Raw genomic sequence first — 26,342 nt, forward strand, 5'->3', positions numbered from 1 at the left:
TGAATCTTTTGATCACTTTGATTTTTTTGATTATATTTACTGCGAACATATTAAACTTTCATCCATATTAATATGTGCTAAATAGAATGCTTTCATACATTATTTTTTAATAATTAATTTTTAAGATATTTATTTCTAATAAAGGAAAGAGCGATAAAAATAATTGTGAAAGCGATCTCATAAATACTTTAAATCACTTATCGGGGTTGTTATGGAAAATGTAGAATGGCAGGGGACACCTTCTCAAATCAGTAATCTTGCATACTTTGTTGTATGTGGTGTTTTATTCTTTTTGGTCATTCCTTTGCTATTGATCTTATGGCGTTGGTTGCAGACCAAATATACAAAATACGAGTTAACCTCTGAGCGTTTAATTATGTCCAAAGGGGTGTTGAATAAAACTACCAATCAATTGGAACTCTATCGAGTCAGAGACTATCGACATGAGCAGCCTTTTTTTCTACGTATCTTTGGATTAAGTAATATTGTGCTGATCAGTACCGACAAGACAGATAAAGTTTTAAACCTGATTGCCATTCGTGACGGTGGAGATTTAATTACTCAGATTAGATCAAATGTCGAAGGCTTAAGAAGATCAAAGTCGAGAATTATTTAAACTTAAGCACATAAAAAAGGCGCATTCAGCGCCTTTTTTATTACTTCACGGGATTAATGTCTGTCATCAAATTCATTATGCTGTGGCGCATTGTATTTGAAGCCTTTAGTCTTATAAGCAAGATAACCGACACCGATTACTGCCCAAGCCAGACCAATCTGTAAAGCCAATTTATCAATTTCTAACCACATCATAAACACGCTGGCAAAACCCAGTGTTGGGATGATGATGTAGCTGATAATGTCTTTTGGCGTCTTGTTCTTGCCATCTCGCAATGCATAGCGAGAAATCACCGAGAAGTTAACAAAGCTAAATGCAGTTAATGCACCAAAGCTAATTAAGTTCACGATATGCTCAAGATCAAGGAAACCAGCAGACAACGCAACAACACCAACAATCAAGATGTTGTAAGTTGGGGTATGCAAACGTGGGCTAATATGACCGAATAATTTTTTATTGATCACGCCATCACGACCCATCACATACATCAAACGCGATACACCTGCATGCGCCGAAATACCTGATGCCATCACTGCCACGACTGCAAAATATAAAACCATGGTTTTAAATGCAAGGCTACCAATCGCTGCAACCATCACGGGTTGAGATTCATCCAGTGGGTTGAAGTAGGTATTCGGATTACTTGGGAAGTAAAGCTGAATAAAGTAGGTGCTGACAATGAAGATGATACCTGCAAGCAATGCTGTGGTGAAAATTGCACGTGGCAAAGTTTTCTCAGCATCTTTGGTTTCTTCTGCAAGCGAAGAAAGCGCATCAAAACCGGTAAATGAGAAGCATAGAACGGTCGCACCTGCAATTAACGCCCCGACAGAGGTCATTTCATTCCAGAATGGCGCAAGTGACCATAACTCAGCTTTGTCTGGATTCAGTGTGCCATCGGCATAAACGCCTTGTGTGAGCAGGATATAGACCTGATACACAAAGTAGAAAATGACACCGAGCTGGATCACCACAATGGTACTGTTAAAGCGTGCGACAAAACGTGCACCAAACAGGTTAATCACGGTCATGAGCACGGTTAAACCAATCACCCAAATCCAGTTGTTCACTTCTGGGAAGAGTGCTCTCAAATAAATATCAGCAAGAATGATATTTACCAGAGGAGAGAGCAAATAATCTAACCACGACGACCAACCCACCATAAAACCAACATTAGGGTGAATTGACTTTTGGGCATAGGTATATGCAGAACCAGAAGACGGATAACGACGAATCATGTGACCATAACTGATCGACGTTAAAAGAATTGCAACTAAGGCAAATATGTAGGAAGTCGGTACATGACCACCACTTCTTTCAGATACTAAACCAAACGTATCAAATAAAGTTAATGGTTGAATATAAGCTAAGCCAATAATGATGATGTGCCAAAGCACAAGATTCTTTTGAAGCTTCGCTGTTGGTTGAGTCCCAGATAAATTTGTCAACGGCGTTATCCTCATAATCGTTGATCAAAGATCAGCCATAGTGTTAAGGATCGTTTGAGACAAAAACGATCCCCCGTACAAAAAATGAAAGTGCGCCAATCTATCCTAAAACACTATAAATTGTCAGTACTTTTATGCTTTTTTTAGCAATTTTTTTGCCAATTGGGTAAAGAAATAGATGAATAAAGATTCACTTAACATTAAAAAGCCCCGATACTCAATCAATATCGGGGCTTTTAAGCAGGAATACTTGATTTAACTCAATGTATTACCATGCTTTTTGTAAGATTGCACGAATGTCTTGCAAGTTTGCTTCTTTCGGGTTGTAAATGATAGAACCATCATTCAATGCCTTGTCTGCAACTTCATCCAACTGTGCTTCAGTGACTTTACCTGTTTCGCGTAACGTACGTGGCAGTTTGGTCAGGCTGAATAAACGATCGCGCATGGCTAAAATTGTGGCAATGGCTTTGTCTGCGCGCAAGTTAGCTGGGGTTTGTGCATAAATATCGGCACCTGCAAGTGGCAGCAGCAATTCACCAATCTTGTCGCCATTAATCTCTTTGTTATATTCCAGCACGTATGGCAGGAATAAGTTCATGCATAAGCCGTGGGGCAGATGGGCAACTGCACCGAGCGCATGACCCAATGAGTGCACTAAGCCCACCATTGAATTTGAGAAGGCAATCCCCGCCATGGTAGATGCTTGTGCAAGCTCTAAACGACCTTGTGCATCGCTTGGATTGTCTAAAACCTTGAACAGGTTTTCGCTGATTTTTTTAATCCCTGCGCTGGCATAGGCATCACTGAGTGGGTTGGCAGCTAAGCAGGTATAGGCTTCAACACAGTGTGTCAGTGCATCCATACCCGTCATGGCAGTCAGATGCGGCGGCAAAGTCTGAGTCATGCGTGGATCAAGAATCGCGGCATGTGGCATCAGGTAATACGAAGCAAAAGCCAGTTTGACATTGCGTTGGGTATCCGACACCACAGCAACCATAGTCACTTCCGAACCTGTACCAGAGGTGGTTGGAATCACGAAGAATGGCTTGAGTGGTTTCGGTAGATTGTGAGCACCTGAATATTGCAATAAATCATCACCACCTTCAGACACCAAGATATTGGTCGCTTTAGAGGTGTCGATGACTGAGCCACCACCAATCGCGATGATCGCATCACATTTTTTCTGGCGGTAAAGTTCTGCGGCTAAGCGAACTACTTCCAAGCTTGAATCGGGTGGAACATCATCAAAGATTGCACCAATTACAGCATCAGTAGTGCTGAATGCTGCTTCGATTGGGCTGAGTAAACCATTGGCACGTACACCTTTATCGGTAATGATCATTGGGCGTTTTGCGCCAAGCGTCGCAAGTTCAAATGGGATATGCTCTAAGGCAGCGTTACCAGCAATGACTTTTACAGGACAGAAAAACTCGTAATAAGGCTTAGCCATGTTATGCGCTCCGTTTGAGATATGATTTTGCGACTTTAAGATAAATATTTTTTGCACCCGTGAATTTTTCTTTTAATGTTAATTCAGCAGGGTAGCGTTTGACTGCAAGTGAAGCGATTAGCTTAGGTAAGATCAGGGCTTCCATTTTGTTCAAGCAACGCACCAGACGGATGGCGCTTGAAACATCACCATCGGCAATCATACGGTCATTGGCAAAGGCTTGCGCGGTACTTTCTTGGAAAGAAAATACCAAAAAGGCATGGGTTAAATGCTTGAAGGTAATGGTTAAATCAGGCTTGCCTTTGTAATTGGACAATAGCTCTAATTGTTTTTCTTCGGTTACTCGAGCAACAAATGCAGGTCCATTGGGGAAAACATTCATTGAAAGGATAAAACCAACAGGAAACTTCGACACTTCCTGTTGTACTTCATCATCCACTTGGCTTGCCATCACGAGGCCACGACCCACAACATCCATCATGAGTTTGACGTAGGCAAATTGCAACGTGGGCTTCACTGCTTTGGTTGAAATCACTTGCGTATCCCTTGTTAAAATTATGCAAAAGCTAATTTAGAGTATTTACTCTAATTTATTTTATTAGAATTGAAAAGTAAATTATTCAGATTTGACTACAAGGTCATTAAAGAAATCGGTATTTTTTAAATAATTAATGAAAGTATCACAGAGCTGTTCAAAGCTTGGGTAATCTGTCAGTAAGTCCTGTAAGCGCACCATTTCTAAGCCCGCATAACCACAGGGATTAATGGTTTGAAAACCAGTGAGGTCGCAGTCGATATTCAAGGCCAGACCATGATAACTACGACCACGGCGAATTTTAAAACCGAGTGAACCAATTTTTCGTCCATCTACATAAACGCCTGGGGCATCAGCTTTGGCGTAAGCATCGATATTGTATTGTTTGAGCAGATCAATCATGGCTTGTTCTGCAAAACTGACCAAAGTACGCACATGCCATTTCAAGCGATTCAGGTCTAACAGGAAATAGGCAACCAACTGACCTCTGCCATGCCATGTGACTTGGCCACCGCGATCAGTCTGTACAATCGGCAGGTTGCTGTGCAGCAGAATATGTTCAGGCTTGCCTGCTTGTCCTTGGGTCAGGACATCTTGATGTTGAAGCAGCCAAACTTCATCGGGTGTGGTTTCATCACGATTAGTTGTGAAGTCTTTCATTGCTTCAAAACGAGTCGTGTAATCTTGTAGATCATTGAAACAACGAATGATTAAAGTCGGTTTTGCAGCACTCATTACAACAGGATTTCCTTGGCAGCGTTAAATTGATGAGTTGTTGAATTATGTAATGATTTAAATCAGATAAATAGGGATTTATCGAAAAAGTTGGGTATTATTTTTTTCGAAAAAAAATCCAAAACACTTTCGTATTTTGGACTTTTTAATTAAAGCGCTGTCTTAATTAAAGGACAGGCTGCAAGGTCAGCGTATAAGGCATGAACTTGTTCCAACTCTTCAAAGCGCAGTTGAGCAGTTAAAGAGTGGTATTTACCTGTGCGTGACGGCTGAACTTTTACTGTGTCACCATCAAATTCAGGGAAGTGCTTCTGCAAAATATCAACAACAGCCACTCGAAGTTCATCCCCTGCATTACCAATCAATTTGATTGGATAGTCCATCGGGAAAACCCAAAGATGTTCTTGCAATTCACGAGAAGGAGTGCGGTCTAACATGAGCAACCTCTTAATTTGAAACGCCTGCATCAGTGCAGGCGCTTTTGATCTAATACATAGATGGGGATGAAGTGTTGAACTTCAAGTCCTGCGCTAAACCAATACCATGCATTGGTCTAGCACAAGATTTCCCAAAGATTAGTCGTTTTCCAAGAATGAACGTAAGTGTTCTGAACGAGAAGGGTGACGAAGCTTACGTAACGCTTTCGCTTCAATCTGACGAATACGTTCACGTGTTACGTCAAACTGTTTACCTACTTCTTCTAAAGTATGGTCGGTTGGCATATCAATACCAAAACGCATTTTCAATACTTTCGCTTCACGTTCAGTCAAGTTTTCAAGTACTTCGCGGGTCGCTTCTTTTAAGCCTTCTGAGGTCGCAGCATCCACTGGTGAAGTGATGTTTGAGTCCTCAATGAAGTCACCAAGATGCGAATCTTCATCATCACCAATCGGTGTTTCCATCGAAATCGGTTCTTTTGCGATTTTAAGTACTTTACGAACTTTAACTTCGTCCATTTCCAGACGCTCACCCAATTCTTCAGGAGTCGGTTCACGGCCCATTTCTTGAAGAAGTTGACGAGATACACGGTTGATCTTGTTGATGGTCTCAATCATGTGTACTGGAATACGAATGGTACGTGCCTGATCCGCAATCGAACGCGTAATCGCCTGACGAATCCACCACGTTGCATAAGTCGAGAATTTATAACCACGACGATATTCAAACTTGTCCACGGCTTTCATCAAACCGATGTTACCTTCTTGAATCAAGTCGAGGAACTGTAAGCCACGGTTGGTATATTTTTTCGCAATCGAAATAACCAAACGTAAGTTTGCTTCAACCATTTCTTTCTTGGCACGACGTGCTTTCGCTTCACCAACAGCCATACGTTTAGAGATATCTTTGATATCTTTAACATTTAAGCCAAGGTCTTTTTCGATATCGGCAATCTTTTGCTGGAATGCCAATACGTCAGGACGTACTTTTTCTAAGTGTGCTTTGGTTTCAGCAGGTGCTTTCGCGATTTGTTCATCTAACCAAGCTGGATTTGACTCTTGCTCAGGGAAGGTCATACGGAACTGGTTACGGTCCATACGGCCACGACGAACTGCATAACGCATAATTTCACGTTCGTTCGAACGAATTTGCTCATGCGTACCACGAATCATTTCTGAAATGATGTCAAATAAACGTGGTGTGAATTTGAACATCATGAACACAGCTGCAAGCGCTTCAAGTGCTGCATTGGCTTCATCACTATTACGGCCATGTTTCGCCACAACAGCTTTGGTTTCATTCCAAGCGGCTTCTAATTCAGAGAAACGAACTTTGGCAACTTCTGGATCTGGACCTGAATCACCTTCAGAATCGTCATCGCCTTCAGACTCTTCTTCTTCGTCATCATCATCAAGTTTAACGTCTTTGGCTTTCGCAGAAGAATCTGCTTCTTCTTCAAGCTCTGCTTCTTCTTCAAGAACTTCAGGAATATCTTCGTCAGTTTCTGGGTCTAAATAACCAGAGAGAATATCGGCAAGACGACGCTCGCCAGTTAAAAAGTCATTATATTCTTGTAAAACAACTTCAACAGCATTTGGCCAGTAAGCAATGGAGTGTAAAACGTCACGAATACCTTCTTCGATGCGTTTTGCAATGCTAATTTCGCCTTCACGTGTAAGAAGTTCAACCGTACCCATTTCACGCATATACATACGTACAGGGTCTGTGGTACGACCAGGCTCACTTTCAACCGATGCTAATACGGCAGCAGCTTCTTCTTCGGCAACTTCATCAGCCGCTTCAGTTGATTCACCAAACATGGTGTCGTCAGTTTCTGGCGCACGTTCATGCACTGGAATACCAACGTCTTGAAGCATCTGAATGATGTCTTCAATCTGCTCACTTTCCGTAATTGAGTCTGGTAGATGATCGTTAACCTCAGCGTAAGTTAAATAACCTTGCTCTTTGCCTCGGCTAATCAGAGCCGCTACTTGCGAAGTAGGGGAATTCATATCGCTCATCTTTGCTTACTCTTTTGTTGAATCTGGGGCGGTGAAAAACCGTGCATGATAGCACAATTCACGACGAATGTTTTGGATTTGATCCGTTTGCTTTAAATAAAAAATAGCTTTGATTTCATGTTCGTTCCTTGAATATGGGGTTAAGTTATCATTTTTCAAGCAGTCAGTCCTGATTAAAGATGTTTTTTAAGGGCAACAATCCTCAGATTATAAATACACAAAAAAACTGCCGAAAAAAAGTACAAAACATCGTTTTATAGTAAAAAAAACAAATAAAACTTGACAAGGTGGGCCAAGACCGATAAATAGCGGCTAGGCCCATTTATATTTTTTCATTAGAGGTACTTAGTGTCTTCTACAGATTTTGAATTAGATGATGATAACTATGGTGAAGATGATGCTGGTTTTGACGAATCATCTGGAAAAATTAGCGCCAAAGAATCATTAGAAAAGCGCCGTTTGATCGATGATCTCTTGGCCCAACGTCGTTTAGAGCGAGAACTCAAAGATTTTGATTATGATTTCGACGACGATGACCTTGACGACGAAGACTGAGCAAAATAGCTAAGACTTTATGTCCGAAAATGTTATGCTGTTGCCGATGTATTTTTAAAGTTGGATGAAAGAATGAGCACGTTAGATTTAGACTTATTGAGTAACTATCTTGACGGCGATCAAAACGAATATGGTCTAGATTTTGCAGCGACTCATGGCTTTTTATGTGCGATTGCAGTTGGTCCACAATTCGATCGTTGGTTAGATGAACTTTTTGAGAGCAATCAAAAGAAAGTTCCAAGTGAAATCATTGAACAAGTCAAAGCTTGGTTGGAATCAATTCGTCAAGACTTGGCCAATGAAAATGGAATCGAATTTCCATTTGAAATTGAAGAAGCAGATGTGGATTCAAGCTTAGGTGATTGGAGTGTTGGTTTCGTCGATGCCATGTTCCTCAATGAAGATGCATGGTTTGCACCAGAGTTTGAAGAGCAGTTGGTTGATTTAACCCTACCAATCATGGTGTTTAGCGGGATTGATGAAGAAGATCCACAGATGGAATCTTTCCGCCGTAATGGTCAGTTAATGGATGAATTGGCTGAAGAAATTCCTGATAATCTAAATGAAATTTATCTGATGTACCATACGCCAGCGTAAGGGTATAGCTGATACTGCGGTCATCGTGGTTGATGAATGATCATAAAATATGAAAACGCCTCTAGAAGGCGTTTTTTTATTGCTGCGTGTTGAGGCTTTGGATTTAAAGCGTTTAAAGATCAAGATTTAAAAATGAGCGAAAAGCAGACTCAGTCCTAAAGCACTCAAGATCCCGCCAATGACACGATTGATACTGACTTGTCGCGCAAGGATTTTATTGCGAATCAAAGGGGCAGAACAAAAAAGTGCCACGAGACAAAACCAAGCCAGGTGGCTACCAGAAATAAATACACCATATCCGATTAATGTGTGTAGGTTGTTATTGCTGGTCATGACTTGAGAATAAATACTCATGACAAAAAGCGTGGTTTTGGGATTGAGACTATTGGTGAGGAAACCATGCCGAATGGCCTGCCAGCGTGTGATTTGATGGCTATTTTCATCAAACAGAATGGGGGCTTGAATAAAGGTTTTGTAGCCAATATAGATCAAATAAGCTGCACCAATATATTGAATCAGATGAATGAGCTTGGGCAGGTGTTGCTGTAAAAAGCTGAGCCCAATCAAGCTGTAGCTGATATGTACCCAGACACCCATCGCAATGCCATAGGCGGTATACATGCCCAAATGGCGACCATAGAGATAGCTGTTTCGGGTCACCAGGGCGAAGTCTGCACCTGGGCTGATGACTGCAAGCAGGGTGACGATGCCGACGGCAATGATTTCATTCACTCATCTATTCCTAAACTGACTCATTAAAGATTTTTTATATTTTTCATATTCTTGCTATATTTAAAATTGAAGTTAATTCTTGTTATGCATGAGTTTTTGGAATGATTGAACGATTGTCTTTGAATTCACTCAAGTTTTTTTATTACGTGGCCCGTTATGAAAGTGTGACGCTTGCTGCGGAAAAGCTATTTGTGACTCAAAGTGCGGTGAGCAAGCAACTTAAAAACTTGGAAGAAAGTTTAGGCTTGCTGTTATTTGTGCGTGAAGCCAGAAAATTAACTTTAACCTCAGAAGGTGAAGTGCTGTTTGATTGTTGTCAGCAGGTCTTTCAACAGATCGAGCAGTGCGTAGTGCAATTACAGCAACACAATAAGGTGCAGAAGAACCTAATCCTTTCTTGTGAACCGACACTGGCCATGAAATGGCTGATTCCCCGCTTGGCGCAATTTAAACAGCGCTATCCTGAATTTGAGGTGAGCTTGTTAACCGGTGGTGGAGCGGTGGATTTTAGCGCACAGCATATCGATGTGGCGCTGAGAAGAGATGATTTTGATTGGGGCGCTACCCTGTATAGTGAAAAAATTGCAGATGAACAGATGCTCGCTGTACGGGCGAAGAATGATCATGCGGCAATGACACAGCTGTTTATTTCTAAGTCCAGGCCTCAGCTATGGCAACAGTTTAAACGTGGGCATCCAGAGCAACTCAGTGATTTAAAACGATCTTCGCTTGAGCATTTTTATCTTTGTATTGAGGCTTGTTTGGCGGGTTTAGGTGCTACGGTGGTTTCAGCCTATATGGTTGAACGAGAAATGAAATATCAGATGCTGGAGCCAATCACCACGACTTATGCGGATGGTTCGGCCTATCATTTATTGTCTGCTCAGCCTTTTGAAGCGGATATTCGTAAACGATTGTTGAGAGACTGGTTAAGGGATGAAATGCATAAAAGCCAACTGGGATTTAACGCAGTTTCATCTCGGGTCTAAGCTTTGTTGGTGTTATTGGTTATGATTTGATTTAGATCGGTAAAACTTTTTAATTGCCCACCAGATGAGATATAGGGCGACTAGGGCGAAAATCAGATAGCTGATGCGTTGAAGAATCGCCAGCATGAGTGTCTGATTTTCACTAAAATGATAGCCCAGATAGGCTAGAAAACTGGTCCAAATCACGGTTCCAGCAGTGCTGTAGAACATAAATTTGGCAAAAGGCATTCTACTCATACCAGCAGGAATACTAATCAAGGAACGAACTGCAGGAATCATTCTCCCGAAGAAAACAATGCGATGCCCATGTTTGTTAAACCATGACAGTGCTTTGTCTAGATCAGCGACCTGAATACGGAGGTATTTTCCATAACGTTCGATAAACTGAAACAGTCGTTGCTGAGGGACTTTTCGACCGATCCAATAGAACAACATCGCAGCTAAAATTGAACCGGCACTTCCTGCAATAATGACGCCGATCAGGGTGAGTTCACCTTTTGATGCGGTATAGCCAGCCGATGGCATAATGATTTCTGAGGGAATAGGCGGGAAGATATTATCTAGGAACATTAAAAATGCGATACCTAAATACCCAAGTTTTTCCATGATCGATAAGCCCCACTCTTCAAGTCCCATAATGCCCTTATATAGTTCATTTGATTATTATTTTTAGCATAGAGCGGTGTAGGGTAATGCTCAAGGAGTGAATCGTTACATGATTTTTATCAAGACAATAAAAAAGCCATAGTTTAACTATGGCTTTTAATCGACTTGTTAAGCTTATAGACGTTTGCGTTTTGCTGCTGCAATTTGTGACTGGCGCATACGGAAGCCTGCTTTTTGCTTGTCCGAGGTTTTATCAATACAGTACACACATGAAACACCGTGTTCATAGCTTGTGAGTTCAGCTTCAACTTTGGTCAGTGGCCAACCGCAAGCATGACACTTGATGTTTTCACCTTCTTCAACACCATGGGTCACCGCAGTACGGCCATCAAATACGAAACATTCACCTTCCCACATGCTTTCTTCGGCAGGGGTTTCTTCTAGATATTTAAGAATACCGCCTTTCAGGTGATAAACCTCATTGAAACCTTCTTGAAGCAGGAGAGAGGTAGATTTTTCACAACGGATACCACCAGTACAGAACATCGCAATTTTTTTATCTTTATGCTGTTCAAGATTCTGTTTTACGTATTCAGGGAATTCACGGAATGATTCTGTTTTAGGATCAATTGCACCCTTGAATGTGCCTGCTTTATATTCATAGTCATTACGGGTGTCGATTAAGATCACATCGTCGCGGCTAATCAGGTCATTCCATTCTTTAGGATCAAGATAGTGGCCAACCAAATCACGTGGCTTGACTTCTACACCTAAAGTTACAATTTCATTTTTAAGTTTGATTTTCATTTTACGGAATGGCTTTTCAGAGCTTTCAGACTCTTTATATTCCATTGCGTTAAAACCTTCGTTCAAAAGGAATTGATGGACTGCATCAATCGCGGCACGGTCGCCAGCAACAGTTCCATTAATCCCTTCAGACGCTACAATCAGAGTTCCACATAAATTGATGCTATTCACTAAGGTCAAAAGACGTTGTTGCAGATCCGCTGCATCTGAAACTTCTTTAAATTGATATAGTGCCGCAACAACCCAATTATTGGTCGCTTGCTGTTCTACAGGTGCAAGCTGTTCTACAGTAGCGTTCATGGATAACTCCAAATGTATTAAGATAGAAAAATGAGGCGCACATTTTAGCGCGAAATCTGAAAATAAGCGAGAAAACCATAAAATAAATATGGTTTTAGAGGAGTTGGTTTTGAGTAATGATCGTCGAATCCCTTCATTGACCCCATGTGCAGGGCGTTGTTCAACGGTATTTGGTGATCTGGTCTGTCGTGGCTGTCGCCGTTTTAATCATGAAGTGATTCAGTGGAATACTTATACCGCAGAGCAGCGTTTGATGGTTTGGAAGCGCTTAGATGCGCAACTGGATCAAATTCTGGTGCCCTTGTTGCCTCATGCAAATTTACCGCATATTGAAGGCTTTATTCAGAATAAGCGTACACGCGTATTAGAAAGTGCCAGTAAAGGACGTAAGCTTTATCATGCTTTGAAGATTTGTGAAAAAAACAAACACTTGGCACATGATAGTGGGCTGGGAATTAGCGATGCTCAGGTTAAACCGATCTGGGATGAGTTTGAACGTCGTGTACTGGCTCTGGCGAAGGCGAGTTATGAATTGGCTTGGTTGCGTGCGGATGGCATTAGCAATACCTTATTGCGTGCATTAGAGCTTGAGGAAGATGAGATTTAAGCAATCGCATGTTGTAGGTAATCTTGTCGATGATGCAAGGTGTTGATCAACATCCAGCTGATCTTGTTAATTCTGAGATCCGTTGATCTCCCTGTTATGAAGCAGGTTGGATAGTTTTAAAGCGCTAGGGTTACGAGCAAAATATTGTGCCATGATCTGTTGATCTTGTTCACGAATCAGGCTGATTTTAAAACCATGTGTGGTCGTTCCTGAAGAGCGCCCTTTAGATCGGTAGATCTTTTCAGTGATGATGTACATATTTTTTCCATCACTAAAGCGCCGATCCTCCAGAACCTGTAACTGTATTGGTTGAGGAAATCGATAGAGTACTTTTAATCGTTGATAAAATTCGTCATAAACGTAAATGTATTGCTGATCTGCAAAAAGATAGCTGAAATTTCCAGGGTAGGGTTCACTGCTTTGACTGCCAAGCAGTTGTAGCTGAGTTACGTCAACAGGTGTTGTTCCCCAAAACTTATGCTCAGCAATATGGGGGAGTGGCTGTTCATTTAAATAAAAAGATCGGCCATCGGTTGCTAAATTCAGATCTCGGCTAAATCGATTACGACCACTCAAAATCTGCGTCTGTTGCGCATTTAACTTGTCCAGCTTTTTATCTTGATAATAAACCACCTGTTGATCGTGAATATATTGGCTGCTATTTGGAAATGCTTGGCTCTGTTGCGGATCTAAATCTGTTAATGCTTTTGTTTTGTAGTAGACCTGTTGATCATCCTTGGCATAAAAATAGCCAAGTGTATTGAAGCTAGGATGTAAGATTGCCGAGAAATGAGCGGCATTCGCGTTGGCTAATCGTATATCGCGAAAGTAAACCTGTTGAGCATCTTTGGTGAAATCATTACCTAAATAGCGTGTTTGTGCAGGATTTAATTGAGACAGGATGTGGTCTTGCCAGTAAACCTGTTGCGGTGTTTTACCGACATTGCTATATAGTTCATCTGCACGATCAGGGAGATTGCTCAGAGCTAAGCCTGTAAATTGATCAGCCTTGACTTGGGGAAGTAAAAAAGTGCCTTGGCCTTGTTTAAAAATATAGACCTGATTCTGAAATGTTTCGAAATTTGTGCCAGAGATTGACTGGGTTTGTTGATGGGGCAGATCAATGCTGCCATCGTTAAATTCATGCCAGAGTAGGTAGGCAATAAATAGGCTAAAGCTGATTAAAATACCAAGCGTTAATCCGATAGCAGACCATCTCTGTTTTCGTTGAAAAGTGTCTAGCGCTTGCTGATCTGCAATGAGGCGAATGATGTCAACATGGGTTTTCTTGTGGGTACTTGCGTTGCTGATCCGTTGCAACTGTTGCTGTTTTGCCAGCGCCTCCAGTTTTTTCCAGAACGGTAAAAACTCACAATGTTGCTGAGTTAAAGTGGCAGGCCACATCCATGAATTAAAATAAAAATACTGCTGATAAGGTTGGGTTTTACTGAGTAGATTGAGACTATGGATTTGTGCCTGCTGTTGTCTAAGTTGTATCTGGATCAAATCTTGCCAACAGAAAAAAGTAGATTGCTTGGAATCTTCCAGTGCCATGCCTTGCTGATATAACTTAAAGGTGATAGGACGGCTAAAGTATTTCTGATAAAGCTGGTTATACAGGTAAAGTGTTGCTATCAATAAAGCAAACATCAAAGCAATACTGAGCAGTTGGGCGAAGAAAGGCAGGAATTGATAAAGATAGTACAGGCTTAAATCATAACTAAAGTAAACCAGTAGCAGCCAAGTCAGTATGATCATCAATAGAAATAATGCGAAAGACGCCATTTTTATTTGAAAGACGGGCAGTGTGACTTGCATCAAAACAGTGGTTTTTTTGATCATCGGCTCGGTAAATTAGTTTTGTAAAAATGAATGTTGTTTACGTTTTCTTTTTTGAGCATAACCGATAAAAACAAAAAAAGGATGCAGAAGCATCCTTTTTTATTAACGCTAATCGAGATTAACGTTTGATGTCGCGCTGAGTCGAGCCTGTGTAAAGCTGACGTGGACGACCGATCTTGTAAGGACCGCTGTGCATTTCTAACCAGTGGCTGATCCAACCAACTGTACGTGCAAGCGCGAAGATCACCGTAAACATACCTGTTGGGATACCAATCGCTTTTAAGATGATACCTGAGTAGAAATCTACGTTCGGATAAAGTTTACGTTCAACGAAGTACGGGTCGTTCAGTGCAATACGCTCAAGTTCCATTGCAAGTTGCAATTGTGGATCGTTGATGCCTAATGCAGCAAGAACTTCGTCACAAGTTTCTTTCATGACTTTCGCACGTGGATCGAAGTTTTTATAAACACGGTGACCGAAGCCCATGAGTTTAACTTCTTTGCGTTTTACTTTTTCCATGAATTCAGCAACGTTTTCTACGCTACCAATTTCATCTAGCATTTTAAGTACAGCTTCGTTCGCACCACCGTGAGCAGGTCCCCAAAGTGCAGAGATACCTGCAGAGATACATGCATATGGATTCGCGCCAGTAGAACCAGCAAGACGAACGGTAGACGTAGACGCATTTTGTTCGTGGTCAGCATGAAGCGTGAAGATACGATCCATTGCACGAGCAAGAACTGGGTTTACTTTATAATCACGGTCAGCAGGCGTAGCAAACATCATATGTAAGAAGTTTTCTGCATAACCAAGGTCATTACGTGGGTAAATGAATGGTTGACCTACAGTGTACTTGTAGCTCCATGCTGCAAGTGTAGGGATTTTCGCGATTAAACGAATTGCAGTAATTTCACGGTGGTTAACATCTTCGATGTCTAAACCGTTGTGATAGAACGCAGATAATGCACCAACAACACCAACCATGATTGCCATAGGGTGAGCGTCACGACGGAAACCATTGAAGAAGCGGCTTACTTGATCGTGAACCATCGTATGGTTACGTACTTTCGCATCAAATTCTGCTTTCTGTTCAGCATTTGGAAGCTCGCCATTAAGTAATAAGTAGCAAGTTTCTAAGTAGTCTGCTTGAGTCGCTAATTGATCAATTGGATAGCCACGGTGTAATAACACACCTTTGTCACCATCAATGAATGTGATCTTAGATTCGCAAGCCGCTGTCGCCATAAAACCAGGATCGAAAGTAAAGTGACCTGATGCCAATACATCTTTAACGTCAATTACATCTGGGCCTAATGTGCCGCTGTAAATTGGTAATTCAATTTCTTTGCCATCAAGCTGTAATACGGCTTTTTTGCCAGTTGCTGCAGACATTCAATAGATCTCCTGTCCTGGTGAATGATTATCTGACTCGAAATACTAATCTTGTCATGTGCGAATCAGACGGTGTCAAAATTTGCTATAAGATTAGTGGTTACTAAAATTTTGTCAATTATACTTAGGGATAAAAAATGACGTTGCTACAGTCAATTAGTCATTCAGTATCGAAGAAAAAACTGAGTAAAATCACAGCACCGGTCGAGTATAATATGTCAAATCAAGTTTCAGGTGCATAAAAAAAATGAAGCATCAGTCCAATTGTAAGTAAATTTTTATTTGGGTCCGATGTTGCTGCTTATAAAATAAATACTTATCCCATCTGCAAGCCCTATAACGGCCATACTTTGCCGTGAACTGTTCATTCAAACAGCAATCAAAAGCGCTCTAGGTAAATTCATTATTGGTGCATTTTGGTGCGATTAATTGGCTAAAAAATGACTCATTGAATTTGGCAAAAGGAATCTTAAAAATAGATTATTAATTAATTATATTTAATATATAAATGAGCAGTATTATTTGGGGCTATATATAAAGGTTGAAAAATTGTGCTGCTTTGACGCTGAAAAGGGCATTTTTTGTGAAATATGAAGAAAAGAATTTATAAAATTAAAAAGTATCTATAAAAAATAGTATTTTATTTTTATCATTACAAAACAATCAGATAGTTGTTTTTGCTTAAACTTGCTGCATTAATCGCCGCTATTATGCGTGTGAATGATTCTTATTTAAAGTTTTTTTCGACTAAAGCGAAAGTTGATTGTTTGTATTTTGATATTTCACGTTTTATAATTCGATGTCGTTTATAGGTTAGGCATGTGCTGTGCTTGCCTAACAATGCCAGCTTTCCTTTGAATTAATTCAAACAAACTCCGGATGGAGTTTCTACCTACAGGATGCCCGCTGTGAAAAGCAACAGACCTGTCAATTTGTCCATGGGTCAGGTGTTAGCGGTAAATTTACGCTCACCCGTGGCTATTGCATCAATTCTACACCGTCTATCAGGTGTAATCGTATTCTTATTAGTCGCAGTTCTTTTATGGATTTTGGATAAATCTTTATCTTCACCAGAAGGATTTGACTACGTTAAAAATGTCGTTTTCGGAAATATCATTGTACGTTTCATCGTATGGGTATTTGTAGCTGGCTTGATTTTCCACTTTATCGCAGGCGTGAAGCATTTACTTGCTGACCTCGGTTTTGCTGAAGAACTTCAAAGCGGTCGTATCGCTGCTACAGTTTCATTGATCTTGTCTGCGATTGGTATTGTCGCAGCATTCGTATGGATTATGTTCTGATGAAAAGTGCTACAGGTTTAACAGGTTCAGGTTCTCGCGATTGGTATATCCAACGTGTCAGTGCTGTAGTGTTAGCTGCATACACTGTGGTTTTGTTTGGCTGGATCCTTTGCAATAGCGGATTCGGTTATGAACAATGGGCTGGCTTTATGCTGACTTTGCCAATGAAGATTTTTTCTTTATTAGCAGTGTTATCGCTGGTTGCACACGCTTGGATTGGTATGTGGCAAGTCTTTACTGATTATGTAACGACTCGTCAAATGGGTCCTTCAGCTTCAGGTTTACGCCTTGTACTGACTTCTGCTGTCATTATTTCAGTGTTCGTGTACGCAATCTGGGGTATCCAGATTTTCTGGGCAAATTGATAGGAAGAGATCATGGGCGCAATTAACCCTAAAGAAGATTATTCAAATATTCAAAACCTCACTTTCGATGCTGTTATCGTTGGTGGCGGCGGTTCAGGTATGCGTGCTGCTTACCAACTTGCTCAAGCGGGTTTAAAAGTTGCTGTATTGACCAAAGTATTCCCAACACGTTCGCATACGGTTGCTGCCCAAGGTGGTATCGGTGCGTCGTTAGGTAACATGCAGGAAGATAACTGGCACTACCACTTCTATGACACGGTGAAAGGTTCTGACTGGTTAGGCGATCAGGACGCAATCGAGTTCATGACGCGTGAAGCGCCAAAAGTTGTTTACGAGCTTGAACACTTAGGTATGCCGTTTGACCGTAACGAAGATGGTACGATCTATCAGCGTCCATTCGGTGGTCACTCTGCAAACTACGGCGAAAAAGCAGTTCCACGTGCGTGTGCTGCTGCTGACCGTACAGGCCATGCGTTATTGCATACCTTGTATCAAAGCAACGTGAAAATGGGTACACAGTTCTACGTTGAATGGATTGCATTAGATTTAATCCGTAACGAAGAAGGTGATGTACTTGGTGTAACGGCGATTGACCAAGAAACGGGTAACATCGCAGTATTCCAAGCCAAAGCAACTTTATTTGCTACAGGTGGTGCGGGTCGTGTGTATCGTGCATCAACCAATGCTTATATCAATACTGGTGACGGTCTTGGTATGGCTGCTCGTGCGGGCATTCCATTACAAGATATGGAATTCTGGCAATTCCACCCTACGGGTGTTGCGGGCGCAGGCGTATTGTTAACTGAAGGTTGTCGTGGTGAAGGTGGTATCCTTCGTAACAAAGACGGCGAACCATTCATGGAACGTTATGCACCAACTTTAAAAGACTTGGCACCACGTGACTTCGTATCGCGTTCAATGGACCAAGAAATTAAAGAAGGTCGTGGTTGTGGTCCTAAAGCGGATTATATCTTGTTAGATATGACGCATTTGGGTGCTGAAACGATTATGAAGCGTCTTCCATCTGTATTCGAGATTGGTAAGAAGTTTGCAAACGTTGACTGTACTAAAGAGCCAATTCCTGTCGTACCAACAATCCATTATCAAATGGGTGGTATTCCAACCAATATCCATGGTCAAGTGGTTGTTCCACATGGTGTTGAAGAGGGTGAATTCTCTGCGCATTATGATAAGGATACTAAAGAGTATTCTTATAAAGGTACACGTGACTATGTGAAGCCAGTCAAAGGTTTCTATGCAATTGGTGAATGTTCTTGCGTATCTGTACATGGTGCAAACCGTTTAGGTACTAACTCTTTGCTTGACCTTGTGGTATTTGGTAAAGCAGCGGGCGAGCACATCATTGATTATGTAACCAAACATCATGGCGATGATTATGCACCGCTTCCAACTGATGTCTTGGTGAACACTTTAGCGCGTATCCGTAAGCTTGATGATTCAACAACGGGTGAAAATGCGCAAGAAGTTGCTGATGCAATCCGTGATATCGTACAAGATCACGCGGGTGTATTCCGTACTCAAGCATTGCTTGATAAAGGCGTAAAAGAAATTCTTGCGATTGAACCACGTGTTCGTAACATTCATTTAAAAGACAAATCTAAAGTATTTAACACAGCGCGTGTTGAAGCATTAGAAGTTGAAAATTTATATGAAGTAGCGAAGGCAACTCTGATTTCAGCTGCTGCACGTAAAGAGTGTCGTGGTGCGCATACGGTTGTTGACTATGAGTTAGCACCAGATCACCCAACTTACTCTTACGGTCGCCGTGATGATGAGTGGATGAAACATACATTATGGTATTCATCAGACAACCGTCTTGAATATAAGCCAGTACGTTTCAGCCCATTAACGGTTGAAGCAATTGAACCTAAGCCACGTACATTCTAATCGGGAGAACAAAGATGAGTAGAGGCACTCGTACATTCGAAATCTACCGCTATGATCCTGATAAGGATAAAGCGCCGTACATGCAAACTTTCAAACTTGAGTTAACCGATAAGCACCGTATGTTGCTTGACGCGTTACTTGCGTTGAAAGTGCAAGATGAATCATTAACATTCCGTCGCTCTTGCCGTGAAGGTATTTGTGGTTCGGATGGTGTGAACATCAATGGTAAAAATGGTTTGGCATGCTTGTGGAACTTGAACGACTTACCAGAGAAGATTGTGATCCGTCCTTTACCTGGTTTGCCAGTGATCAAGGATTTGGTTGTAGACATGAACCAGTTCTATGATCAATATGACAAGATTCAACCGTTCTTGATTAACAATCAACCAGCACCAGCGAAAGAGCGTTTACAGTCTCAAGCAGAACGTGAACACTTAGATGGTCTGTATGAATGTATTCTTTGTGCATGTTGTTCAACATCATGCCCATCATTCTGGTGGAACCCTGATAAGTTCCTTGGACCATCAGCATTGTTAAATGCTTACCGTTTTATCATCGACTCTCGTGATACGGCAACACAAGAGCGTTTGGCTCGTTTAGACGACCCATTCTCTTTGTTCCGTTGTAAAGGGATCATGAACTGTGTATCGGTATGTCCTAAAGGTTTGAACCCGACAAAGGCAATTGGTCACATTCGTAATATGTTGTTAGATCAAGCAGGCTAATCTGTTTTCTGATGCAAAAAAGGAGCTCCGGAAGGGGCTTCTTTTTTTATTGGGATTTGATTAAAGGACGGGCTTGGTTAAAAAGTGTTTGTTTAAAAAAACAAGGCTTGAATTTTAGCAGTTCGACCTTAAATATTTATAGATTTTGCTGTTAAGACAAATCATGGGAATCGATATATTTAAAAATATTGGTTTATTTTTCATCAAATTGAATAGCGTTTGTGCAAGATTTGTAGAGAATGTTTATTTTTGATCGATTGGAGTGCAACTTTTATCAAAAGGGCGGTATATTAGAATATAATTTGATATGTGTATTTCGCTGCTTTATGGATGGTATGTGTCAAAAAAATCAATCCCAGCGTGAGAACATGTTAGGATTTCTGCCACAAATGAAATCAAAAAATAAACAGATTCTGGATGTTATCGTTCGATAGTGTCTTGTTGATTTGTACAGATTTCATCAGAAAAGTCAATTTAGAAAAGTTAAAATTCGAGTTAATTTTTCTAAAATGATTTGCAAAAAATTGCTCGATTTCATCGAGTATGAAGAATGAGTTATGGACCTTGAATTGAAGGTGCGTAGCTCATTTGTTACATCAAAGGGAATACTCCTGATGTGTAGTAATAATGTCTCAAGGTTGGATGATCTTGAGTAGTAGTGTCGTGTTTACCAGTTTGACACTATGAATCATGGGTGTGCTTAAAAGGCAGCCTGTATTATTTTTTGCAATAGGAAATGGGTCCAAAAATGCAAGAAGTTGCTGACGCATCGCGTCTTGACACTGAACTTTCCGCTGATAGTGCAGCGTATATTGAAGAGCTATACGAACAGTACCTAACTTCTCCAACCTCAGTGTCAGAGGATTGGCGTGAATATTTCGATAAATACCCTAAAGGTGATCAACCACACGGCAGTGTGCGCGAGCAATTCCTCCTTTTGGGACGTAATGCAAGCCGAGTTCAGCCTGTCGTACAAAGCACTGTAAGTACAGAACATGAGCGTCGTCAAATTGGTGTATTACAACTCATCGCTGCTTACCGTAACCGTGGTCATCAAAAAGCTAAACTCGATCCATTAGGTCTTGCGAAACGCGAAGACGTTCCTGACCTCGATTTATCTGCTCACGGTTTAACCAAGTCAGATCTCGATACTGTATTTAATACAGGCAACCTCGCAATTGGAAAAGCAGAAGCAACATTGTCTGAAATGGTTGAGGCAATGGAAGCGACTTACTGTAGTTCAGTTGGCGTGGAATATATGCATATCGTTGACACCAAAGAAAAGCGTTGGATTCAACAACGTTTGGAAAGTGTTCGCGGTAAATTTAACTATACCAGTGATCAGAAGAAAGGCTTCCTTGAGCGTTTAACCGCTGCAGAAGGCTTAGAAAAGTATCTTGGTAATAAATTCGTTGGTGCGAAACGTTTTGGTGTAGAAGGCGGTGAGTCTTTTATCCCGATGATGAACGAAATCATCCAGCGTGCAGGTAGTGTTGGCTGTAAAGAAGTTGTGATTGGTATGCCACACCGTGGTCGTCTCAACCTTCTTGTTAATATTATGGGTAAAAACCCAGCTGACCTGTTTGGTGAGTTTGAAGGTAAGAGCCTACATAAGAAAGGTTCTGGTGACGTTAAGTATCATCAAGGTTTCTCTTCAAACGTCATGACACCAGGTGGCGAAGTTCACTTGGCATTAGCGTTTAACCCATCACACTTAGAAATCGTTGGACCTGTGGTTGAAGGTTCGGTTCGTGCACGTCAAGTTCGTCGTAAAGACATTGGCGGTGATGACGTTCTACCAGTGATTGTACATGGTGATGCTGCATTTGCGGGTCAAGGTGTAAACCAAGAAACCTTCCAAATGTCACAAACACGTGGTTATACAGTGGGCGGTACAGTCCATATCGTGATCAACAACCAAGTTGGCTTCACGACCTCTGATCCACGTGATACACGTTCTACAGAATACTGTACTGACGTTGCAAAAATGATCCAATCACCAATTTTCCATGTGAATGGTGATGATCCTGAAGCTGTGATTTTCGTAACTCAGCTTGCACATGATTTCCGTCATACTTTCCGTAAAGATGTCATTTTAGACTTGTTCTGCTACCGTCGTCGCGGTCATAACGAGGCAGATGAACCATCAGCAACTCAACCATTAATGTATCAAGTGATCAACAAGAAAGCGACTACGCGTACCTTGTATGCTGATCAATTGGTTCAAGAAAAAGTACTTGATCGCGCAAGCGCAGATGCAATGGTTGAAGGCTATCGTTCTGATTTAGAAGCAGGTAATCACGTTGCCAATGCTTTAGTTCGTGAACCAAACAAAAAGATGTTTGTGGATTGGACCCCGTATTTGGGCCATGAATACACTGATCTTTGGGATACGACGTTCAGTGCTGATCGTTTGAAAGAACTTGGTTTGAAAATGAATACATTACCAGAAGGTTTTGTATTACAGCGTCAAGTTCAAAAAGTCATCGATGATCGCGTGAAAATGCAAACAGGTGAAATGCCACTCAACTGGGGTGCTGCAGAAACCTTAGCGTATGCGACTTTACTTGATGATGGTTTCTTGGTTCGTATTACGGGTGAAGACGTGGGGCGTGGTACATTCTCGCACCGTCATGCCAAATTACATAACCAAGTCGATGGTTCTGTTTATATTCCACTTTGCCATATCAAAGAAAATCAGCCACGTACTGCGGTTTATGACTCTTTACTGTCTGAAGAAGCTGTTCTTGCATTTGAATATGGTTATTCAACCACATTGCCGAAAAGCTTGATCGTTTGGGAAGCACAATTCGGTGACTTCGCAAACTGTGCACAAGTTGTTATTGACCAGTTTATCGCTTCGGGTGAAACCAAGTGGGAGCGTGTTTGTGGTCTAACAATGTTGTTACCACACGGTTATGAAGGTCAAGGTCCAGAGCATTCATCTGCACGTTTAGAGCGTTTCTTACAGCTTTGTGCAGAAGACAACATGCAAGTGATGACACCTACGACGCCTGCACAGATTTTCCATGCATTACGTCGTCAGGCAGTTCGTCCGATTCGTAAGCCAATGATCGTGATGTCACCAAAATCATTATTGCGTCATAAACTTGCGACTTCGACTTTAGATGAATTAGCAAACGGTTCATTCCAAACTGTGATCGATGAAATTGATCAAATCAACAAAGCTGACGTAACTCGCTTAGTGCTTTGTGGTGGTAAGGTTTATTACGATTTACTCGAAAAACGTCGTGAACTTGGTCTAAACCATGTTGCGATTGTGCGTATCGAGCAATTATATCCATACCCAGAACAACGCTTGGCTGAAGTTATGGCTGAGTATCCAAACATTCAAGAACTTGTTTGGGCACAAGAAGAGCCGAAGAACCAAGGCGCTTGGTTATTCATCGTTCCTCGTTTGTATGAAGACGTTCTTAAATCTGGTAAACAAATCCGTATTAGCTATGCTGGTCGTGAAGCATCTGCCGCACCTGCTTGTGGCTCGCCATACTTGCATGCAAAACAACAAGCTCAGCTTATCAATGACGCACTTGCGATTGAAGTTGAACAATCAGGAGATTCTAAATAATGGCAACCGAAATTAAAGCACCGGTATTTCCAGAGTCAGTTGCTGACGGTACGATCGCAACTTGGCACAAGAAAGTAGGTGAACCTGTATCACGTGATGAAGTGATCTGTGACATTGAAACCGATAAAGTTGTTTTAGAAGTGGTTGCTCCAGCTGATGGTAGCTTAGTTGCAATCATTAAAGGTGAAGGCGATACAGTTCTTTCTGACGAAGTGATTGCTCAATTCGAAGCTGGTGCTGTTGCTGCAGCTGCTCCTGAAGCTGCTGCTCCAGCCGCGGCGGCTCCTGCTGCATCTGCGCCTGCGGCTGCATCAACTCAAGCTGTTGATTCAAACCAAGCGCCTGCGGTTCGTAAAGCATTATCTGAAACTGGTATCAATGCTGCTGACGTACAAGGTACAGGCCGTGGTGGTCGCATCACTAAAGAAGATGTTGCTAGCCATCAAGCTAAACCTGCTGCATCAGTTCAACCATTAAGCGTTGCTGTAGGCGAGCGTATCGAGAAACGTGTTCCAATGACACGTTTACGTAAGCGTGTTGCTGAGCGTTTATTGGCGGCTACACAACAAACTGCAATGTTAACAACGTTCAACGAAGTTAACATGAAGCCAATCATGGAAATGCGTAAGCAATATAAAGATGCTTTCGAAAAACGTCATGGTGCGCGTTTAGGCTTTATGTCTTTCTTTGTTAAAGCAGCGACTGAAGCATTAAAACGCTACCCAGCAGTGAATGGTTCTATTGATGGTGATGATATTGTTTATCATGGTTTCTATGACATCGGTGTTGCTGTATCGAGTGAGCGTGGCTTAGTTGTACCAGTCCTTCGTGATACTGACCGTATGAACTATGCAGAAGTGGAAAACGGTATCCGTGATTACGCTTTCAAAGCACGTGACGGTAAATTAGGTATCGAAGACATGACTGGCGGTACGTTCACGATTACCAATGGTGGTACCTTCGGTTCATTATTATCTACGCCAATTTTGAATACGCCGCAAACAGCGATCTTGGGTATGCATAAAATCCAAGAACGCCCTATGGCGGTAAATGGTCAAGTTGAAATCTTGCCAATGATGTACTTAGCGCTTTCTTATGACCACCGTTTAATCGATGGTAAAGAAGCTGTAGGTTTCTTGGTAACAATCAAAGAATTGTTAGAAGAGCCAGCTAAACTCATTCTTGATCTTTAACATATTTAAATCCCCCTAAATCCCCCTTTGATAAAGGGGGACTACCAGTAACGGTATTTCCCCTCTTTGCAAAGAGGGGGTTAGGGGGAGATTTAAGGAATAGAAAAATGTCTCAACAGTTTGATCTTGTTGTCATTGGCGGTGGACCTGGTGGTTATGAAGCGGCGATTCGTGCAGCTCAACTTGGTTTCAAAGTCGCTTGTATCGAAAAACGTATTCACAACGGTAAGCCATCTTTAGGTGGTACCTGTTTAAACGTGGGTTGTATCCCTTCTAAAGCATTGCTTGACTCTTCTCACCGTTACGAAGCAACTGTTCATGAACTTGCTGAACACGGTATTACGACGGGTGAAGTTAAATTTGATTTAGACACTTTGTTGGCACGTAAAGACAAAGTTGTAGATCAATTGACGGGTGGTGTTGCTCAATTACTGAAAGGTAATGGTATCGAGTGGTTACAAGGTACGGGTAAACTACTTGCAGGTAAAAAAGTAGAATTCACACCGTTTGAAGGTGATGTACAGGTTTTAGAACCGAAGTACGTGATCCTTGCAACGGGTTCTGTACCTGTAAATATTCCAGTAGCTCCTGTTGATGAAGACTTGATTGTTGATTCGACTGGCGCATTAAAATTCCCAGAAGTTCCTAAGCGTCTTGGTGTGATCGGTGCAGGTGTTATTGGTCTAGAGCTTGGTTCAGTATGGCGTCGTCTTGGTTCGGAAGTTGTTGTGTTTGAAGCATTAGATGCTTTCTTACCAATGGCAGACAAAGCATTGGCGAAGGAATATCAAAAAATCTTGAAAAAACAAGGTTTAGATATCCGTATCGGTGCAAAAGTTTCTGGTGCTGAAACCAATGGTCGCGAAGTAACGGTTAAATATAACCAAGCTGGCGAAGACAAAGAACAAGTTTTTGACAAGTTAATCGTTTGTGTAGGCCGTAAAGCCTATGCAGAAGGTTTATTGGCAGAAGATTCTGGCATTAAATTAACTGAACGTGGTTTGGTTGATGTAAATGATCAGTGCCAAACATCTGTTGAAGGTGTTTATGCGATTGGTGACTTGGTACGCGGTCCAATGCTTGCACATAAAGCAATGGAAGAAGGCGTAATGGCAGTTGAGCGTATCCACGGTCATGCTGCTCAAGTGAACTATGACACAATCATCAGCGTTATCTACACGCATCCAGAAGCAGCTTGGGTTGGTTTAACTGAAGAACAAGCAGCTGAAAAAGGTCACGAAGTTAAAGCTGGTCAATTCCCGTTTGCGGTGAATGGTCGTGCGTTGGCTGCGGGTGATACTGCTGGTTTTGTGAAGTTCGTTGCTGATGCGAAAACAGATCGTCTTTTAGGTATGCACGTTGTGGGTCCTAATGCATCTGATATCGTACACCAAGGTATGATCGCGCTTGAGTTTGTTTCTTCTGTTGAAGACTTACAGTTGATGACTTTTGGTCACCCAACATTCTCAGAAGTTGTACATGAAGCAGCGCTTTCAGTTGACGGTCGTGCAATCCACGCCATTCAACGTAAGCGTAAATAAAACATAAAGTGTGGTTCGCCACACTTTTTTGAATGATGATGATTGT

23 protein-coding genes are annotated in these 26,342 nt (G+C 41.6%); 12 read left to right on the forward strand and 11 right to left on the reverse strand.

What is annotated here, in order from left to right; all coding sequences use genetic code 11:
- Positions 1-211 precede the first annotated feature (211 nt).
- Positions 212-616 (forward strand): PH domain-containing protein, encoded by a 405-nt coding sequence (locus tag NDN13_RS18660; protein WP_004652218.1) that lies wholly within the window; start codon positions 212-214, stop codon positions 614-616.
- 53 nt (positions 617-669) lie between these two features.
- On the opposite strand, the gene NDN13_RS18665 is transcribed toward NDN13_RS18660, so the two are convergent.
- The 6 genes from NDN13_RS18665 to rpoD form a co-directional block, all read right to left on the reverse strand.
- Positions 670-2,064: an APC family permease gene (locus NDN13_RS18665; protein WP_016541349.1), complete on the reverse strand. Its 1,395-nt coding sequence runs from the start codon at positions 2,062-2,064 to the stop codon at positions 670-672.
- 268 nt (positions 2,065-2,332) lie between these two features.
- Positions 2,333-3,517 carry an iron-containing alcohol dehydrogenase gene (locus NDN13_RS18670; protein WP_005192586.1) on the reverse strand — a complete coding sequence of 395 codons (1,185 nt, stop codon included), beginning with the start codon at positions 3,515-3,517 and terminating at the stop codon, positions 2,333-2,335.
- 1 nt (position 3,518) lies between these two features.
- On the reverse strand, positions 3,519-4,052 hold the full coding sequence (locus tag NDN13_RS18675; protein WP_004652214.1) for a hypothetical protein: 534 nt from the start codon (positions 4,050-4,052) through the stop codon (positions 3,519-3,521).
- Positions 4,053-4,133: 81 nt separating this feature from the next.
- The gene (gene lipB, locus NDN13_RS18680) at positions 4,134-4,787 is read right to left on the reverse strand and encodes a lipoyl(octanoyl) transferase LipB (RefSeq protein WP_251116520.1); all 654 of its coding nucleotides are present in this window, start codon (positions 4,785-4,787) and stop codon (positions 4,134-4,136) included.
- A gap of 149 nt (positions 4,788-4,936) precedes the next feature.
- Positions 4,937-5,224 (reverse strand): YbeD family protein, encoded by a 288-nt coding sequence (locus tag NDN13_RS18685; protein ID WP_004652212.1) that lies wholly within the window; start codon positions 5,222-5,224, stop codon positions 4,937-4,939.
- A 138-nt stretch (positions 5,225-5,362) separates the two neighbouring features.
- Complete coding sequence (gene rpoD / locus NDN13_RS18690; RefSeq protein WP_251116521.1) at positions 5,363-7,246, reverse strand: RNA polymerase sigma factor RpoD; 1,884 nt, start codon at positions 7,244-7,246, stop codon at positions 5,363-5,365.
- A 348-nt stretch (positions 7,247-7,594) separates the two neighbouring features.
- Between rpoD and NDN13_RS18695 the strand changes: the two genes are divergently transcribed.
- Both NDN13_RS18695 and NDN13_RS18700 read left to right on the forward strand, forming a co-directional pair.
- A complete protein-coding gene (locus NDN13_RS18695) occupies positions 7,595-7,801 on the forward strand; it encodes a PA3496 family putative envelope integrity protein (protein ID WP_004652209.1) in 207 nt (68 codons plus the stop codon).
- 72 nt (positions 7,802-7,873) lie between these two features.
- Entirely contained in the window at positions 7,874-8,398 is a 525-nt protein-coding gene (locus tag NDN13_RS18700) for a YecA/YgfB family protein (protein WP_016541344.1), read from the forward strand.
- Between the two features lie 126 nt (positions 8,399-8,524).
- On the opposite strand, the gene NDN13_RS18705 is transcribed toward NDN13_RS18700, so the two are convergent.
- The gene (locus NDN13_RS18705) at positions 8,525-9,130 is read right to left on the reverse strand and encodes a LysE family translocator (RefSeq protein ID WP_251116522.1); all 606 of its coding nucleotides are present in this window, start codon (positions 9,128-9,130) and stop codon (positions 8,525-8,527) included.
- A gap of 101 nt (positions 9,131-9,231) precedes the next feature.
- On the opposite strand from NDN13_RS18705, the gene NDN13_RS18710 reads away from it, so the two are divergent.
- Complete coding sequence (locus NDN13_RS18710; RefSeq protein ID WP_251116523.1) at positions 9,232-10,119, forward strand: LysR family transcriptional regulator; 888 nt, start codon at positions 9,232-9,234, stop codon at positions 10,117-10,119.
- Positions 10,120-10,131: 12 nt separating this feature from the next.
- Here the strand turns inward: NDN13_RS18710 and NDN13_RS18715 are convergent, their stop codons facing one another.
- Together NDN13_RS18715 and trhO are read right to left on the reverse strand one after the other, a co-directional pair.
- Positions 10,132-10,755: a DedA family protein gene (locus tag NDN13_RS18715; RefSeq protein ID WP_251116524.1), complete on the reverse strand. Its 624-nt coding sequence runs from the start codon at positions 10,753-10,755 to the stop codon at positions 10,132-10,134.
- A gap of 144 nt (positions 10,756-10,899) precedes the next feature.
- Positions 10,900-11,832 (reverse strand): oxygen-dependent tRNA uridine(34) hydroxylase TrhO, encoded by a 933-nt coding sequence (trhO, locus tag NDN13_RS18720; protein WP_251116525.1) that lies wholly within the window; start codon positions 11,830-11,832, stop codon positions 10,900-10,902.
- A gap of 109 nt (positions 11,833-11,941) precedes the next feature.
- On the opposite strand from trhO, the gene NDN13_RS18725 reads away from it, so the two are divergent.
- Entirely contained in the window at positions 11,942-12,439 is a 498-nt protein-coding gene (locus NDN13_RS18725) for a DUF1289 domain-containing protein (RefSeq protein WP_026057483.1), read from the forward strand.
- Positions 12,440-12,505: 66 nt separating this feature from the next.
- On the opposite strand, the gene NDN13_RS18730 is transcribed toward NDN13_RS18725, so the two are convergent.
- Both NDN13_RS18730 and gltA read right to left on the reverse strand, forming a co-directional pair.
- Entirely contained in the window at positions 12,506-14,281 is a 1,776-nt protein-coding gene (locus NDN13_RS18730; protein WP_251116526.1) for a DKNYY domain-containing protein, read from the reverse strand.
- A gap of 118 nt (positions 14,282-14,399) precedes the next feature.
- Positions 14,400-15,674: a citrate synthase gene (gene gltA, locus NDN13_RS18735; protein WP_004652200.1), complete on the reverse strand. Its 1,275-nt coding sequence runs from the start codon at positions 15,672-15,674 to the stop codon at positions 14,400-14,402.
- A gap of 899 nt (positions 15,675-16,573) precedes the next feature.
- Between gltA and sdhC the strand changes: the two genes are divergently transcribed.
- The 7 genes from sdhC to lpdA all read left to right on the forward strand — a co-directional run bounded on the left by sdhC (position 16,574) and on the right by lpdA (position 26,296).
- Positions 16,574-16,975, forward strand: coding sequence for a succinate dehydrogenase, cytochrome b556 subunit (sdhC, locus tag NDN13_RS18740; protein ID WP_010589984.1), 402 nt, complete (start codon positions 16,574-16,576; stop codon positions 16,973-16,975).
- Positions 16,975-17,340: a succinate dehydrogenase, hydrophobic membrane anchor protein gene (gene sdhD / locus NDN13_RS18745; protein ID WP_004652198.1), complete on the forward strand. Its 366-nt coding sequence runs from the start codon at positions 16,975-16,977 to the stop codon at positions 17,338-17,340. Before sdhC ends, sdhD begins: the two co-directional genes overlap by 1 nt.
- Before the next feature lie 12 nt (positions 17,341-17,352).
- On the forward strand, positions 17,353-19,248 hold the full coding sequence (gene sdhA / locus NDN13_RS18750; RefSeq protein WP_251116527.1) for a succinate dehydrogenase flavoprotein subunit: 1,896 nt from the start codon (positions 17,353-17,355) through the stop codon (positions 19,246-19,248).
- A gap of 14 nt (positions 19,249-19,262) precedes the next feature.
- Positions 19,263-19,973, forward strand: coding sequence for a succinate dehydrogenase iron-sulfur subunit (locus NDN13_RS18755; protein WP_004652195.1), 711 nt, complete (start codon positions 19,263-19,265; stop codon positions 19,971-19,973).
- Between the two features lie 748 nt (positions 19,974-20,721).
- Positions 20,722-23,562, forward strand: coding sequence for a 2-oxoglutarate dehydrogenase E1 component (locus NDN13_RS18765; RefSeq protein ID WP_251116528.1), 2,841 nt, complete (start codon positions 20,722-20,724; stop codon positions 23,560-23,562).
- Positions 23,562-24,755, forward strand: coding sequence for a 2-oxoglutarate dehydrogenase complex dihydrolipoyllysine-residue succinyltransferase (gene odhB, locus NDN13_RS18770; protein ID WP_171551315.1), 1,194 nt, complete (start codon positions 23,562-23,564; stop codon positions 24,753-24,755). Before NDN13_RS18765 ends, odhB begins: the two co-directional genes overlap by 1 nt.
- Positions 24,756-24,862: 107 nt before the next feature.
- A complete protein-coding gene (gene lpdA, locus NDN13_RS18775; protein WP_004652192.1) occupies positions 24,863-26,296 on the forward strand; it encodes a dihydrolipoyl dehydrogenase in 1,434 nt (477 codons plus the stop codon).
- Positions 26,297-26,342 lie beyond the last annotated feature (46 nt).

It is taken from the genome of Acinetobacter sp. C32I, from assembly GCF_023702715.1.
Classification (GTDB): domain Bacteria; phylum Pseudomonadota; class Gammaproteobacteria; order Pseudomonadales; family Moraxellaceae; genus Acinetobacter.